The organism is Symplocastrum torsivum, from assembly GCF_059505465.1.
Window position 1 is genome coordinate 38012 of sequence record NZ_JCACKQ010000045.1, and the last position, 15084, is coordinate 53095.

Here is a 15084-nt window from a genome sequence, read left to right on the forward strand (position 1 = left end):
CTCATCCAACTGCACCATGTTGCTCGGTGGGTCAAATCCACTCCCCTGAGTAATGTCTTCCTGCAACAAACAATGAATCAAGTTGCTGCGAGTAAGCCGTCATGTTTACTTCTTTCAGCGATAATCCACTTACTCCTGATGGTTTACAAAAATTTTCTGTTCAAAAAAGGTAAGTAGTATATGGCGTTCTCCTCAAGGATGGGGTACAAGGTTCTGGGTTTTCGGGAATTGGGAATTGGTAGGAAACTTTCACGGTGAAGGTCTACTACAGGCTGGCAGGCTACTGTCTGGATTGCTCCTGGGTTAGTTCGGCTTGGAGTCTGGCAATGCTTTCGTACTCTCCTTGAAGATGTTGCAGGACACGAGTGTAGATGGGGAGAATCTTTCTATAAGTTTGGGCATTAGCGGCGATGGGGTGATGCCGATAGGTTGCGCCAATCATTTCGGAAACGATATCGAGTGATGAGATTTCTTGAAGGGCATAAAGCCCTAGCACAGCCGCACCCAGACAGGAACTCTCATACTGTTCTGGGACAGTGACTTCTTGCTCGAATACATCTGCCATCATTTGTCGCCAAAGATTCGAGCGGGCAAAGCCACCAGTGGCTTGGATTCTTTTGGCTTTACCTGTGAAATCTTCGAGTGCTTGTAAAACAAGGGATAAATTGAACACAATACCTTCTAGTACAGCTCTAACCAGATGTGCTTTCGTATGGTTCAAACTCAGACCAAAAAACGAGCCTCTAGCGTTGGCATCCCAAATTGGCGATCGCTCTCCCATTAAGTAGGGGTGAAAAATCAGTCCTTCTGAACCTGGTGGAACGGTTTCGGCAAGCATGGTTATTAGGTCGTAGGGGTCTTTCCCCAATCGTTGGGCTGCCCTTACTTCCGTTTCCGTAAGTTGATCCCGCACCCACCGCAAGGCGATCCCACCGTTATTAACTGCCCCACCGACTACCCATTGGTTCTCAGTAAAGGCATAGCAAAAGAGACGTGCTTGGGGGTCTGTAACTGGGCGATCGACAACCGCACGAACCGCACCACTCGTACCAACAGTAACCGCAACAATACCAGGTGCGATCGCGCCCACACCCAGATTCGACAGCACACCATCACTTGCCCCAATTACTGTTTGTGTATCTGCCCGAATACCCAGGGATTGAGCTAGTTCTGCCTGAATTGGCTGTAGTACGTGGGTTGTAGGCACCAATTCCGATAGCTGGGCTTCTGTAATGCCAGCAATCTCCAGTGCTTCCTGATCCCAGGTGAGTCTTTCAAGGTTCAGCAAGCCTGTTGCGGATGCGATCGAGTAATCGACAACATATGTCTGGAAAAATTGATAAAAAACGTACTCCTTGATCGAAATGAACTTCGCTGTTCGTTCAAAGAGTTCAGGTTGTTCGTTGCGTAGCCAAACGAGCTTTACAAATGGGGACATGGGATGGATTGGAGTACCTGTCCTCAGGTAAATCTCATGTCCATGCTGTTCTCGCTTAATTTTTTCTGCCCACTTGGCACTGCGATTATCCGCCCACGTAATGCTTCTCGTTAACGGCTGTCCCCCGGCATCAACAGCAATTAAGCTATGCATGGCAGCGCTAAAGGACAAACCCATCAAGCTAGCCGAATCAATCCCACTTTTAGCAACAACTTGTCTGATCGTAGTGACTACCGCTGAAAAGATTTCTTCAATGTCTTGTTCGGCAGCAGCAGTTATTGGTGCATACAACGGATATCCAAGGGCATGGCTACAAACCGTCTTGCCTTTGTCTGTAAACAGAACAGCTTTTGTACTAGTAGTGCCAATATCGATCCCAATGATATAACGCAGAGTATTCATCCAAACGATGCATAGTTTAAAGAACTCTGGAAGCGTCTGTATCTTGATCAGTGTCTCCAGAGGTAATGCTACCGCGTCTATAACGGATTAAGAGTACAAGCCCCAATGTTACCTGCTTCATCAACCAGTACAAGACAGTAAGCACCACAAACGTTACTGCCATCACCAGCACTGGACGTTTAGCCGTTAAATCGTCCATTACACTTCTTGCTAAATCATTCGGTTGAGTTATAAAGTCCCAAGTGTTGAACCGTTTGAATCGCCCTAAATAGACACCAACAGCACATAGGGCGTGAGTCATCAACTCAGCCCAAATGACAAATTTACCCACCCCCTGCCTCTGCAAGTAGTAACTTAAGTTAATTAACGACAGGACATAGGCTTCAAACCCAGCCGCGATCGCTACTATGTGTGGGGGAATCAGCACCAGGGTAATGATCCACACTGAGTAGTAATCACGAATTGCTTCGATCAGGTGAATGATGTCGGTTAGCAGGTAAGGCGCATTGGGCAAAAAGGCAATAAAAACCAAAAACGCAACCCACCACAGAATAGAGCGTGATTGAGAACGTCTACGGAATAGCCAAAAACTCAAGGCTAAAGGGATGAAGGCAAGAAACAAATTCCAAACGATCCAACCACTGTGGATGCTCCAAGCTTTCCAAGCCTCAGTCATTAGCGCTCTCATAGGCATTTCTTATGCTTTGAATCTACAATTGTGCGTCTGATTAGTGGAGTTGAACCACTAGTATAGCTACCACATCTGTATTCTGGCTTCTATACAATTTAAGCTTCAGCCAAATGCTTCTTGGCAAATTTCCTCTAGCTTTTGAATATCTATGTATATATCAAGGAATTGTGGATCAACATTAGCTTGCATTGTATTTTCCCCTTGCAGACAAAAGTACTCAGCTTCCCCGTAGCTTGCCATTGCATAGAAGAAACTGTTTACATATCCATAAGGAATCAATTCAAGGACTTTTACTCCTGGTTGTATAAATAATAAGTTAACCAGTGCAGAGCCATGAGGGGCAACTATTGCTTCTGCTTGATAAAAAATACTTATTTCTTCTGGCAGCGTTTTGTCATTCATCTCTACTGGTTCAAACCCATATTTATCAAGTACAGCAAGGACAGATGATTCATTGATAACTTTCCTTCTGATTACTTTTCCTCTTTTTACATAGATACGTTTTTTCTTCTTGATTTCTGTATCATATTTTTCATGAAATAGATTTCTTACAAAGAGATAGTCTTCTTGGATGATAGGAGCGTATTCAATATACTTAATTTGATTAATTGTCGCTATTCGATTATTAATTACTGCAAGTAGCCTGTCAGCCGTACAAGGTTCCTGAATTATTTTGCTCATGGCTATACCTGCTTTTTCCAAGCTTTCTCGATGCCAGCTAGTTAAAGGAGATGAGCCGACATAAAAAAAGTCAATTTGGCTTAAACGAAAAAAATTATCGTATATTCTTAATAGTGGTAGGGTTAGACACATCCAGTGACCGTAGTTGGAAATTTCGGTATTAGATAGATAAGCGACTGTCCCTTGAATCTTCTTGATTTTCCTTGGAAGTATCTCTCTATATATTGGCAATTTCTGGAAATCGACATAGCGTTCATAAATAACATTCATGTCCTTATCTAATAAATGATTGTTGCGGAAAGAGAAGCGAGAATTATTTACATCTAGGATAGTAATTTCATTTCTGGCACTAAGTTGTTTTATTTCTTTGATGTTTTGACTGGCGAGATGAGCGACAGACTTAGTTGTCGATTTATTCTCTTCTACTAGATTGTAAAATCTTAGCTCTATGTCATGCCTTTTGAGGGTTTCTTCTGCATTATCAATCCCAATTTGTATATTACTTCTACAAGTAAGAATTCCAGCTTTTCTCAATAGGCTGATATAGCCTACTTTTCTTAAAATTTTAAATCTTATATAGTTGATTTTATCGCGGAGAATGTCTGGAATTAACCGATATAAAAGTTTAAGTAAGTTCATCAGAGCAGCTAAATATAGTAGATAAAATCAAAAAGATTTTTCTATAATAGTTTGCTTAAACGAAGGTTATAAATACTTTCGACGTAGTAAATTCTCTCGGATTAGCTCTAAGCAAAAGCTCGATGTCAGTTCGATAGCGTATTTACAGCCTGTGTTGGTAGCCCGATCGCATCGTTACGGCCCCTGCTGATAAGGCGGATTAACTCGCTACAATACTGAAAACAGGGATTGTTAATTATAAAGTTCGCATCATTATCTAAATCTGTCTAACAAAAAGAACCAGGAAGAGTTAAGAGTGTGGATATCTCAATGCAGGAACAGTTACAGGCTGCGATCGCTTCTTCTCGTGATGCGATTGACTACCTAGAAATTCGGGTTGAGCAGAGTGAGTCAACGGCAATTTCCTTTCGTGGGCATCAGCTAGATGCAGTAGACCGTAGTTTCAACCTGGCTGGTGGTATCCGCGCTTGTCATAAAGGCGGCTGGAGTTTTGTGACGTTTAATGGGTTGGCGGAGTTACAAGACCGAATTTCGGAAGCCATCTCTCAAGCCCACTTAGTCGGTAAAGAGCAGACGTTACTCGCTCCCTTAGAGCCTATTCAAGATTATGTCGCTGTGGAACTGGGTCGTGACCCTCGTGGCGTTTCACTAGCAGACAAGCGACGGTTAATGGAAGAATATAACCAACTGTTGCTGGATTTTGACCCCCGAATTCAGACAACAATGGTGGGTTTACGCGATCGCTTTGGTATTACCTATTTTGTTAACTCCACTGGCACCTGCATTGCCCAAGAACGACTGGATGTATCGGGACGATTTGGGGTAATTGCCCTTACAGATGCGGGTGTAGTTCGCCAAGGCTTCGAGTCTATCCACTCTCGTTCTGATTACAATGCTCTCGTTGGTATTGAAGACCAAGTGATTGGTGCGGCAAAACGGGCTGTTGGTCAGCTAGAAGCCAAACCTGTTAAAGGCGGACAATATACGGTAGTTTTAGACCCCTATCTCGCAGGAGTCTTCATTCACGAAGCCTTTGGGCATCTTTCGGAAGCTGATTTTGTCTACGAAAATCCCAGGATGCAAGACTTGCTGACTCTAGGTAAGCCGTTGGCAATCGAGCAGCTAAACGTTGTTGATGATGCAACTCTCGCTGGTTTACCAGGCTCTCTTAAGTATGACGATGAGGGCGTACCTGCTCAACGGAAGTATCTGATTAAAGACGGTATTTTGCAGCAACGTCTACATTCTCGTGAAACGGCTGGGAAGATGCACGAGTCACCCACTGGTAATGCTAGGGCAATTAGTGCAACGTATCCACCGATTGTGCGGATGACAAATACAGGGATTGAAGCAGGAGACTGCTCGTTTGAAGAGATGATTGGTGATATTGAAGAGGGGGTCTACGCTGTACGGATGCTAGGGGGACAGACGAATGGCGAGATGTTCACCTTTGCGGCGGCGGAAGGTTATATGATTCGCAACGGTCAGATTGCTGAACCTGTTAGTGATGTCACGCTCAGTGGTAATGTTTTCCAAACCCTCAAAGACATTGAAGCGATCGGGAATGATTCTCTCTATGTTAGTGGCGGTTGCGGTAAGGGCGGACAGTCACCGCTTGCCGTAAGTGTGGGTGGGCCTCATGTGCGGATTAACGGTGTCGTTGTCGGTGGACGTTAGTGCGATCGCAACTTATGGCAAAAGGCAGAGGACAGAGGGCAGAAGGGAATCGATTGACTGGTCTTGGTTTCAGTATTTGGTAAGAGTCAAGACTCGCCAAGGTGACTGTTATAACTTGTTTAGACATAATTGAGTCATAACAAAAACAGGGATGTCACAAGCTTCGACTGACATCCCTGTTAAATTTTTATGACATCCTACAAGATTGTTAGCGTTTCATGACATTATGGGCTACAAAGCATAGCTCTAAGGTGTCAGGATTCTGCTTCTGAAAAATTTAGTTCAGGCGGAGGTAGCTTGCTTCTTGTTCTAGCTGACGAATCAAGTCCTCATCTCCGTTGGCTCTAGCGACTTCTAGACGATGCTCTAAGCTTTTTTGCAGGCTATCGCGGTGAGCAGAAGCAGCTTTTTGCACCTTGCTATTTTGATTTTTGTTCACTCTAAACATTCCTTTCCGCTTCATTAAGGTATTTTATCCACTCCTCAAACATAACATGACCAGAATCGGAATGCATAGACAAATCGTGTATTTTGATACAGAAATTAGCGAACGATTTAGAGTAATAGCCGAACTCTGAATACTGGGCTGCTGCTCTAGAGACTCCTTCCTACCAAGGCTGCAATTGTTTTCACTAGCTCATTGGGTTCGACTGGCTTAGTAATATGCTTTTGAAATCCTGCCTCAAGAGCCTGCTGTTGGTTCAACTCTCCTGCGTAAGCCGTCAACGCGATCGCCCGAATCAGTCCCCCTTGTTGTGGCGGTAACTGTCTCACCTGCTGCATGAGCATATAGCCATCGACATCTGGCATACCAATATCGCTAATCAAGACATCGGGCTTGAACTGGTCTAGAAGAATTAAGACTTCTGCGGCTGAGGCAGCGACATTCACCTGTGCTCCATACTCTGAGAGAATCGCGACCAATAACTCTCGCATGTCAGCTTCATCGTCTACCACTAAAATTCGCAACTGGTTCAGATTAACGGCTGTAACCCGTGACTCACTTTCAAAATCTGGTTCTTTGCCAAGCCTTGTTAAGGGTAATTTCACTATGAAGGTTGCCCCCTGCCCCTCGCCTGGACTTTCGGCTTGAACTGTGCCACCATGCAATTCGACTAAATGACGCACGATCGCTAATCCCAATCCGAGTCCACCAAAATTTCGCGTTGTCCTGCCGTCTTCTTGGCGGAAGCGCTCAAACACATAGGGTAAAAATTCTGGATTGATGCCTTTGCCTGTATCACTGACACTGATTTGAGTACAGCTTGCCTCTTGTTCAACATGGATTTCCACCCGTCCACCTGATGGTGTGAATTTGACCGCGTTGGAAAGCAAGTTCCAAACCACTTGTTGCAGGCGAGCCGAGTCTGCTGACACGAGTCCTACATTTGGGGCAAGACTTGTTTTAATCTCAATGCCTTTTGCTTCGGCAGCTAACCATACCGTTTCCAAAGCGGCTTCAATCGTCGTTGCTAGGTTGACTGGACTCACACTCAAGACCATTTTGCCGCGTAGGATACGAGAGACATCTAATAGATCTTCAATCAACTTCGTTTGCAACGTGGCATTGCGTTCGATGGTTTCTAGTGCCCGATTAGTCGCCTGCTCGTCAAATTTACGAGTTCGCAGCAGTCTCGTCCAACCCAGAATGGGATTGAGGGGCGATCGCAATTCATGCGATAGTACTGCCAAAAACTCATCCTTAATACGGTTGGCGGCTTCGGCATCTGCTCTAGCTTGTTTTTCTGCTTCATAGAGTTGAGAACGAGCAATCGCTTGAGCGCACTGCTGAGCAAGTGCAAGCATGAACGCCCGGTCATCCTCACTCAAGGGTGAGAATTCAGTGAAGTTGATAGATATTCCTCCAACTGCCCGACCTTCAACCATTAGGGGTAACGAAATCCAAGCCGCATAGTTCAACGCTGCATAGGCATCAGCCAAGTGAGGATAACGAGCAATTCGCTCTTGGGTTGATTCTTCCCAAATCGGTTCTCCAGTTCGTACAGCTTCTGCCAGTGGGACTGGTGTAGTAATCGGAAAACGACGCCACTGTTCAGTTAAATCCTGCTGGTAGCCAACGTGGTGTACGATTTCAAGTTCAGTACCACTTTCACTCACAATCACTACCATAGCGGAGGAGGCATTCAGCACAGCAATACTCTGTTCCACAATCACTTCAGCAACTTGAGCTGGGGTGAGTGGTTCGGATAGTGCAGCCGTGACTGCCTGGAGACGAGCGTTGCGGTCAGCGGTTTGCACAGCCTGCTGACGTGCCTGTTGAGCCTGTTGATAGAGTCGGGCATTTGCGATCGCCATCGCCGCCCGATCTGCCAAATCTTGAAACAAACTCTGGTCATCAGTATTGTGGGGTTCTCCGGGATGATTGCGAGTCAGGCTCAATACTCCAATCGCTTGTCCTCGCACCTTCAGTGGTATAAGCAAGGTACTGTATACCCGGAAGCGCTCTAAGTAAACCTGGTACTCTGGTTTAATGGCGGCACGCAACTCCTCCTCGGATGTCACTGGCATCAGAAGTGGCTCTCCTGTCTGTATCACTCGCCCACTAATCCCCTCATCGGCACGGCGAGGATAATTTTTCAGCAGTTCCCTGACGAACTGGAGTACCTCTGGGTCAACATGGTAACAGGAAACCGGATCGAGCCATTGTCTATCTTCCGAAAGCAGGCTCAGTACGCACACATCACCTGTAAATTCACTGGCAAGCTGCGTGATGGTATCCAAAACAGTTTGTAAATCCAAGCTTGCCGCCCCAAAGGTTTGCGAAGCCTTAGCAAGAAAACGCTCTTGTTGCTCGGTGCGTTTTCGGTCATCAATATCTGTTGCAGTTCCTAACCAACCAACAATCCTGTCTTCTTCTGCTTTGATTGGGACAATTCTGCTCAAGTGCCAGCGGTAGACTCCATCGACTCGTCTTACCCGCAATTCGAGGGAGTAGTCGTTGCTCGTTTTTCGCGTCTGTGTCCATCGCTCAATTGCTAAGGGCAGATCGTCAGGATGGATAGCTTGTTGCCAACCTGTGCCTTGGGTTTGCTCTAGCGTTAACCCAGTGTAGTTTGTCCAGCTTTGATTGCAGTAATGGGTCATCCCATCCGCACCAGCCATACATAAAAGTTGCGGTAGGGATTCTGCTAATGAGCGATAACGCTCCTGACTCAGACGCAGGGCTTCCTCAGCTCGTTTGCGATCGCTAATGTCCAAAAAGGCACCAACAGCCCCTGTACTATTACCCTGTTCATCCAATAAGGGTGCAGCATAACCATATAGATTAAACACCGCGCCATCACGCCGCACAATGTCAACCTCCACTCCTTCCAAGGTGACACCCTGAATAGCCGCATATCGCAGAGGTGTTTCATCCGGTGTTATTTCCTTACCATTACGCAAGACTTTGTACGAAGGGTGGGAACTGCTATTAACTGGTGTGCTAGAGGCGTTTGCTTCGGGTGAGATACCCAAAATTTGAGCAAAGGCAGGATTTGCTTTAATGTTTCTGAACTCTAGATCGTTGGTGATGAGAATTCCAATAGGGACAACATCAAATAACGTTTGTAGTTCGTTGACTCGGTTTTGTAAGTCTTGATTGAGAGTCCAAATGGTTTTCTCAGTTTGCTTGCGAGCAGTAATATCGCGGAAGTAAATAGATAAACCCTCTTCAAAAGGGTAGAAGCGGACTTCAAACCAAGTCTCGAACGGAGGGTAAAACGCTTCTAGCTCAATGGTTTTCTGTTGTTCGCTAGCTTGGCGTAACCCTGTCTCAAAGGGTGAGTCTATCACTTCGGGAAATTCATTCCAGATTGTCTTACCCAGTAGTTGCGATCGCTGTTTTCGCAACAGGGTCTCTGCTTGTTTGTTGATGTAAGTGTAGCGCCACTCGCGATCTAGAGCAACAAAGGCATCTGTGATACTTTCTAGAAGGTTGTTCAAAAGCATCTCACCACCCCCTGCAAGCCAATCTGCGGTTTTATCTCCAGGCATCGGTTCAGACATCACCACTCCTTCCAACTAAGGTTGCGATCGCCTTGGCTAACTCTGCTGGTTCTACTGGCTTGGAAATATGCAATTGAAATCCAGCAGCAAGTGCTTGCTGCTGGTTGAACTCTCCGGCATAGGCTGTGAGGGCGACTGCCGGAATTCCCCTTCCTTGTTCGGGCAATCGGCTTCTTATTTGACGCATCAGCATGTAACCATCCACATCTGGCATTCCAATATCGCAAATCAAAACATCTAGCTTGAATTGATCGAGTGCCATTAATGCCTCCATTGCTGACGCAGCAACCCTCACCACGGCTCCATACTCCTCTAAAATTGTGACGGCTAACTCCCGCATATCCGCTTCATCGTCCACCACTAAAATTTGCAACTGACTCAAGTCAGTCGTATTTGCAGGTAGTGGTTTGCTCTGTTGCACCTCTAAAGCTGCCACCATCAGAGGCAATTGAACAGTAAACGTTGAGCCTAGCCCAACGCCGGGACTGTCTGCCGAGACGGTTCCACCATGCAGTTCGACTAAATGACGCACGATCGCTAGTCCTAACCCTAGCCCTCCAAATTTGCGCGTGGTCTTACCATCTTCCTGACGGAAATAGTCAAACACATGAGGTAGGAAATCCGGGTGAATACCCTTGCCCGTGTCACGAACTGTAATTTGAGCCTGAGTGTCAACTTGCTCTAATCGCACCATAACGCGATCGCCTGCTGATGTAAATTTGACGGCGTTGGAGAGGAGATTCCACACCACTTGCTGCAAGCGAGTTGCGTCACCCGCAACCCGTTCCACCTGTGAGTCAAGGATTACCTCTACCTCAATTGACTTGGCTTGTGCCGCTAGACGCACAGTTTCTAGGGCGGATTGGATCGTCGTTACTAAGTTAACTGGGCGAACATTTAGGTTGAGCTTCCCTTGCAAAATCCGGGATACATCCAAAAGGTCTTCAATCAGTTCGGCTTGCAGCTTAGCGTTTCGTTCGATCGTAGAGAGAGCCTGTGCAGTCTTTGCCTCGTCCAGCTTACGAGTCTGGAGCAGCTTTGACCAACCAAGAATCGGGTTGAGAGGCGATCGCAATTCATGAGACAGCACCGCCAAGAATTCATCCTTAACTCGGTTCGCTGCCTCGGCTGCCTCCCGTGCTGCCTGTGCTCGTGCCAAAAGCTGTTCCCGTTCTACCTCAGCGCGTTTGCGCTCGGTAATGTCTGCCAGGGCACCGGGAAACACCACAGGATTGCCAGCACTATCATATTCAACCTGACCGCGTGCGAAAAGCCACCGCTCCTCACCTGTGGCAGTACGAACGCGGTACTCAGCAACATACTCTTCGCCAGATGCGATCGCCCGGTCGATGGCGGCAAAAACTAGTGGACGGTCTTCTTCATGAATCGCATTCATAAACACTTCAAAAGGCAATCCCTCGGCTGCCTCTATAGGGTCTACCGCAAACAAGTGGGCAAATGCCGCATTGACCATGAGGCGCTCTTCAGGAATGTTCCACCGCCAGGTATAAACCGATCCTGCCACCAAAGCCGATTCCAATTGTATCTGTGCCTCTCGCAGGGCGGCGGCAGCTTCCTGCCGAATTTGCGTTAGTTTCAAATTCGCTTCAACTCGCGCCAATAATTCACGGGCAGCGAAGGGCTTAATCAAATAATCATCCGCTCCGCTTTCCAACCCTTCGACACGGGATTCTTCCCCAGCACGAGCAGACAGCAAAATGATCGGAATCTCTTTCGTCGTTGGATCAGCCCGTAGTTCCCGCAGCAATCCAAAGCCATCTAGCCTGGGCATCATCACATCCGTCAGCACAAGATTGGGTCGTTGTCGTCGAACGGCTTCCAGTGCCGCTATGCCGTCTGCCACAGTTTCTACTTCATACTGCTGGCTTAAAAGGCGCTTCACGTAGTCGCGCATATCGGCGTTGTCATCCGCCAGGAGAATGCGAGCAGGAGGAGAGGAGGTTGGGGAGGCAGAGGAGGCAGATATAGGCAGATTATCTATATGAATTTCTGCTTCTCTCCCTGCTTCTCCTTTCCCCCTGCTCCCTCTAGTCTGTTCCTGATGAAAAATTTCTCCCTCTGCTTCTCTTCTCCCCCCCTGCTCCCCATCTCCATCGGGTAACCAGCGCAGTGCTTCCTCAACGTAAGGAGATGCACCCGTTGCTGTAGAGGCAAGGGTACGAGTTGCGTTGATCTGATAGCTGGGCAAATGAGCCACCCCAGTTGGTACCGACACCACAAAGCACGTCCCGCGATCTACTTCACTAGTGACCGAAATCGTGCCTCCATGCAGTTTGACTAATTCCTGTACGAGGGATAAACCAATACCCGAACCCTCATAAGTGCGTCCTCGTGCCCCTGGCACCCGATGGAACCGCTCAAACAGATGGGGGATTTCTTCAGCCGGAATGCCCGTACCCGTATCCTGAACGACTAACTCAACCTGGTTGTCCATCCACCGCATTGAGACAGAGATTTCGCCCTCAAACGTAAACTTAAAGGCATTCGAGAGCAGATTGAACACAATCTTCTCCCACATTTCCCGGTCTACATATACCGATTCTGGCAATGAAGGACAATCAACGAGCAGCCGCATTCCTGCCCGTTCGATCGCAGAGCGAAACACACTGGCTAATTCTGCGGTAAAGGCTGATAAATTAGTAGGTTCGTAAACAGCTTGAATGCGTCCAGCTTCGATGCGGGAGAAATCCAGCAGGGTATTGACCAACTTCAGCAGGCGTAAGGAGTTCCGATGTACCGTTTCTATTTGTTCACGTCCCCCCACTGGCAAGGCTTCTTTTCGATGGGTCAACAAATCTTCTAAGGGACCCAACATCAGCGTCAGGGGAGTGCGAAATTCGTGGCTGACATTGCTGAAGAAGACCGTTTTGGCGCGGTCAAGTTCTGCTAGTGCTTCGGCACGTTTGCGCTCTTCTTCATAAGCTTGGGCGTTGGCGATACTGGCGGCAATCTGAGCCGCAACCAGATCGATGAAGCCTCGGTAAGAGTCGTTAAAGAGCCTGAATGGGTTTAAGCCAACGATCAATATCCCGGCTCTCCCTGTCTGTCCAGAGGGCGCAATGGGTACAGCAACGGCTTGATCGGGCGATCGCTCCCAGGCTCCTGTTGGCAAACCCTCAAACGTTGATGCCAAATTAGAAATTAGAACAGTCTTCTGGGTTTTGAGGACTTCTGCAAATGACCATACCGAATCGGCATCGAGATTGACAGTTTCAGGAACGGCGACGTGAGTGCGATCGATACAGCTGGTTCCCGCCAGAACAACGCGCTGCTGCTCTGGATCGTCCAGATAGATCATCGCGAAGGGTAGATCGTAAGGATTAGTTTCCAAACATCTTGCACTCAACGTACAAGCATTATCGAATGTCCGAGCGTCCGCCGTCTTAGCTGCCAGTTCCCGCAACAGTGCCAACTGACGCTCACCAATAATACGCTGCGTGTCATCGGTATTCGCACAGATGATGCCACCCGTGCCACCCTCGTCATTTGGAACCGGACTATAGGAAAAGGTATAGTAGGTTTCCTCTGGGTAGCCGTTGCGCTCCATGATCAGGAGCAGCGCCTCGTCGTAGGTGCCCTCATTCTTGAGGATGGCGGATTCTGCCCGAGGCCCAATCTGCTCCCAAATCTCTCGCCACACGTAGGAAGCTGGCTGTCCAAGGGCTTCTGGATGTTTTCCACCCATGATCGCTTTGTAAGCGTCATTGTATAGGTTAATTAGTTCCTCACCCCACCAGACAAACATCGCCTGACGGGAAGTGAGCATAATCCGCACGGCAGTCTTCAAGCTCTGTTGCCATTGCGTTGGAGAACCTAGCGGTGTTTTCGCCCAGTCCCTTTCTCGCATCCGTGCGCCCATCTCTCCGCCCCCAGCAAAAAGCTTTTCAGAAATCGTCACTTCTTGCTCTGCATTCACAACTCTGATGTCCTTTCTGGAAAATATTTCACTCGCAGTGCCTCACCGCGCTCTCCTACCTGACTTAATAGGGTATCAATTATATTTCTATGACTTTTGGTTAAGTTCAGCCAGATGTCTATCTCAAGACAGTTTGTGTTAGCCATTTATGCAAGCGGATTGCCTTCCTTAAAAGCTAAGATATGTTCGCCCTATTAGCCAACGAACGATGACAGCTACGGTAAGGATTCAGCCTCAAGGATTCTGTGTTCAATACCCCAAAACGCCTTGGCGTGTCATCTTCATTGAGGATGCTTCTGGTAAGTTTCAGTTTCGTCTAAGTGGAACAGACTTCAAATTTGAACCGCGCGATCGCTACTGCTATCCTACTCATGATGCGGCTAGACGTGCGGCATTCTGTTTTCTGGAACTGCTGAAGCGTTTGGAACGCTCACGAATGAAACTAAGCGTTTTGGCGGAAATCGGTCTACTTAAATTTCCCCAGCAAACTTATCGCTGTTGTGAGCTTTGGCTTGTTATTGACCGTGAGCGCTACACCTGGGAGATACTGACAGCCAGTGGACATTGCTTTCGCTCACAACGCTGGTACAAGCAACCCGATACGGCTATCGCGAAGGCTAAGGCACATATTGATCGGGAAATCGCGATTTCTCAAATCAAGGAAGTTGTTGGCTGGGTTTAGCCTTAGGGCAACAATTCGCGATCGCGCTATTTTCTGAGGCTTGAAGAAATTATGTGTGTTGAAAAGGCTCCAACTATACCAATAACTAAAAAAACTATCCCATCACTAGGTTTTTGAAAGGTATCTGTTGCCACCCAATATCCAATGCTTGCCATCCCTGCCAAAACAGCAAGTCTTAGGAAGTCCATCCCTAATTGGCTTCGGCTATCGCTTCTTCTTAATTCTCTCCAAAAATCAATCGTATCTGAAAAAAGAAATGAGCCAATACTTGAAAAGACTATTAACCCAACTAAATATTTCATAAATTTAATGATGGCTAAATTTGTTCAGGGTTGTGTGCAACTGACTGTTGATAAGAAAAACTTGACTAGACCTACTATTAGGCGGTGTGTGAGTTCGCGTTTAGGGATGGTGTTGGTGTTTGGGATAGTTGGAGCGATCGCCTACACGGGCGAACCCACCGTAGCTCAGATTACACCTGATGCCACTCTCGGCGCTGAAAGCTCTGTGATTACGCCGAACGATAATGTCAGAGGTTTTCCTGCCGACTTGATTGAAGGTGGAGCAACTCGCGGCGTTAACCTCTTCCACAGTTTCTCAGAATTTAATATTGACGACCAACAGCGGGTTTATTTTGCCAATCATGAGGGAATTGAGAACATTCTGACACGGGTAACGGGCGATACCCTTAGTGGTTCAACTCAAAGACCATTGGTAGAAGCACAAGGATGGGTAATTAATGAGAGAGGGGAAGTTGTTCTCACTGAGCAAGTGCCGACAGTAAGTCCTCATGAGAGTGGTTTCCAGGTGCTAAAATGCAACGCTCCTGCTGCTAAAAACCCACCTCGTTCATAACGGTTATAGCAAAAGGCAAAAGGCAGAAGGCAGAAGGCAGAAGGCAGAAGGCAGAAGGCAGAAGGCAGAAGGCA

10 protein-coding genes are annotated in these 15084 nt (G+C 47.2%); 3 read left to right on the forward strand and 7 right to left on the reverse strand.

Going from position 1 to position 15084, the window contains the following annotated elements; genetic code table 11:
* Positions 1-280: 280 nt before the first annotated feature.
* The 3 genes from gntK to AC5JL3_RS14070 form a co-directional block, all read right to left on the reverse strand.
* Complete coding sequence (gntK, locus tag AC5JL3_RS14060; RefSeq protein WP_496075065.1) at positions 281-1840, reverse strand: gluconokinase; 1560 nt, start codon at positions 1838-1840, stop codon at positions 281-283.
* 16 nt (positions 1841-1856) lie between these two features.
* The gene (locus AC5JL3_RS14065; RefSeq protein ID WP_496075066.1) at positions 1857-2516 is read right to left on the reverse strand and encodes a DUF1361 domain-containing protein; all 660 of its coding nucleotides are present in this window, start codon (positions 2514-2516) and stop codon (positions 1857-1859) included.
* Positions 2517-2633: 117 nt separating this feature from the next.
* On the reverse strand, positions 2634-3851 hold the full coding sequence (locus AC5JL3_RS14070; RefSeq protein WP_496075067.1) for a glycosyltransferase family 61 protein: 1218 nt from the start codon (positions 3849-3851) through the stop codon (positions 2634-2636).
* A 309-nt stretch (positions 3852-4160) separates the two neighbouring features.
* Here AC5JL3_RS14070 and AC5JL3_RS14075 point away from each other — a divergent pair, with 309 nt between their 5' ends.
* A complete protein-coding gene (locus AC5JL3_RS14075; protein ID WP_496075346.1) occupies positions 4161-5528 on the forward strand; it encodes a TldD/PmbA family protein in 1368 nt (455 codons plus the stop codon).
* Positions 5529-5805: 277 nt separating this feature from the next.
* Here AC5JL3_RS14075 and pirA read toward each other — a convergent pair whose 3' ends face one another.
* From pirA to AC5JL3_RS14090, 3 genes are all read right to left on the reverse strand, one after another.
* A complete protein-coding gene (gene pirA / locus AC5JL3_RS14080; protein WP_496075068.1) occupies positions 5806-5976 on the reverse strand; it encodes an arginine synthesis PII-interacting regulator PirA in 171 nt (56 codons plus the stop codon).
* A gap of 146 nt (positions 5977-6122) precedes the next feature.
* Positions 6123-9536: a PAS domain S-box protein gene (locus tag AC5JL3_RS14085; RefSeq protein WP_496075069.1), complete on the reverse strand. Its 3414-nt coding sequence runs from the start codon at positions 9534-9536 to the stop codon at positions 6123-6125.
* A complete protein-coding gene (locus AC5JL3_RS14090) occupies positions 9529-13416 on the reverse strand; it encodes an ATP-binding protein (protein ID WP_496075347.1) in 3888 nt (1295 codons plus the stop codon). Before AC5JL3_RS14090 ends, AC5JL3_RS14085 begins: the two co-directional genes overlap by 8 nt.
* Before the next feature lie 265 nt (positions 13417-13681).
* Between AC5JL3_RS14090 and AC5JL3_RS14095 the strand changes: the two genes are divergently transcribed.
* Positions 13682-14155 (forward strand): hypothetical protein, encoded by a 474-nt coding sequence (locus AC5JL3_RS14095; protein WP_496075070.1) that lies wholly within the window; start codon positions 13682-13684, stop codon positions 14153-14155.
* A gap of 26 nt (positions 14156-14181) precedes the next feature.
* On the opposite strand, the gene AC5JL3_RS14100 is transcribed toward AC5JL3_RS14095, so the two are convergent.
* Positions 14182-14457: a hypothetical protein gene (locus AC5JL3_RS14100; RefSeq protein ID WP_496075071.1), complete on the reverse strand. Its 276-nt coding sequence runs from the start codon at positions 14455-14457 to the stop codon at positions 14182-14184.
* Between the two features lie 7 nt (positions 14458-14464).
* On the opposite strand from AC5JL3_RS14100, the gene AC5JL3_RS14105 reads away from it, so the two are divergent.
* The gene (locus AC5JL3_RS14105; RefSeq protein ID WP_496075072.1) at positions 14465-15010 is read left to right on the forward strand and encodes a two-partner secretion domain-containing protein; all 546 of its coding nucleotides are present in this window, start codon (positions 14465-14467) and stop codon (positions 15008-15010) included.
* Positions 15011-15084 lie beyond the last annotated feature (74 nt).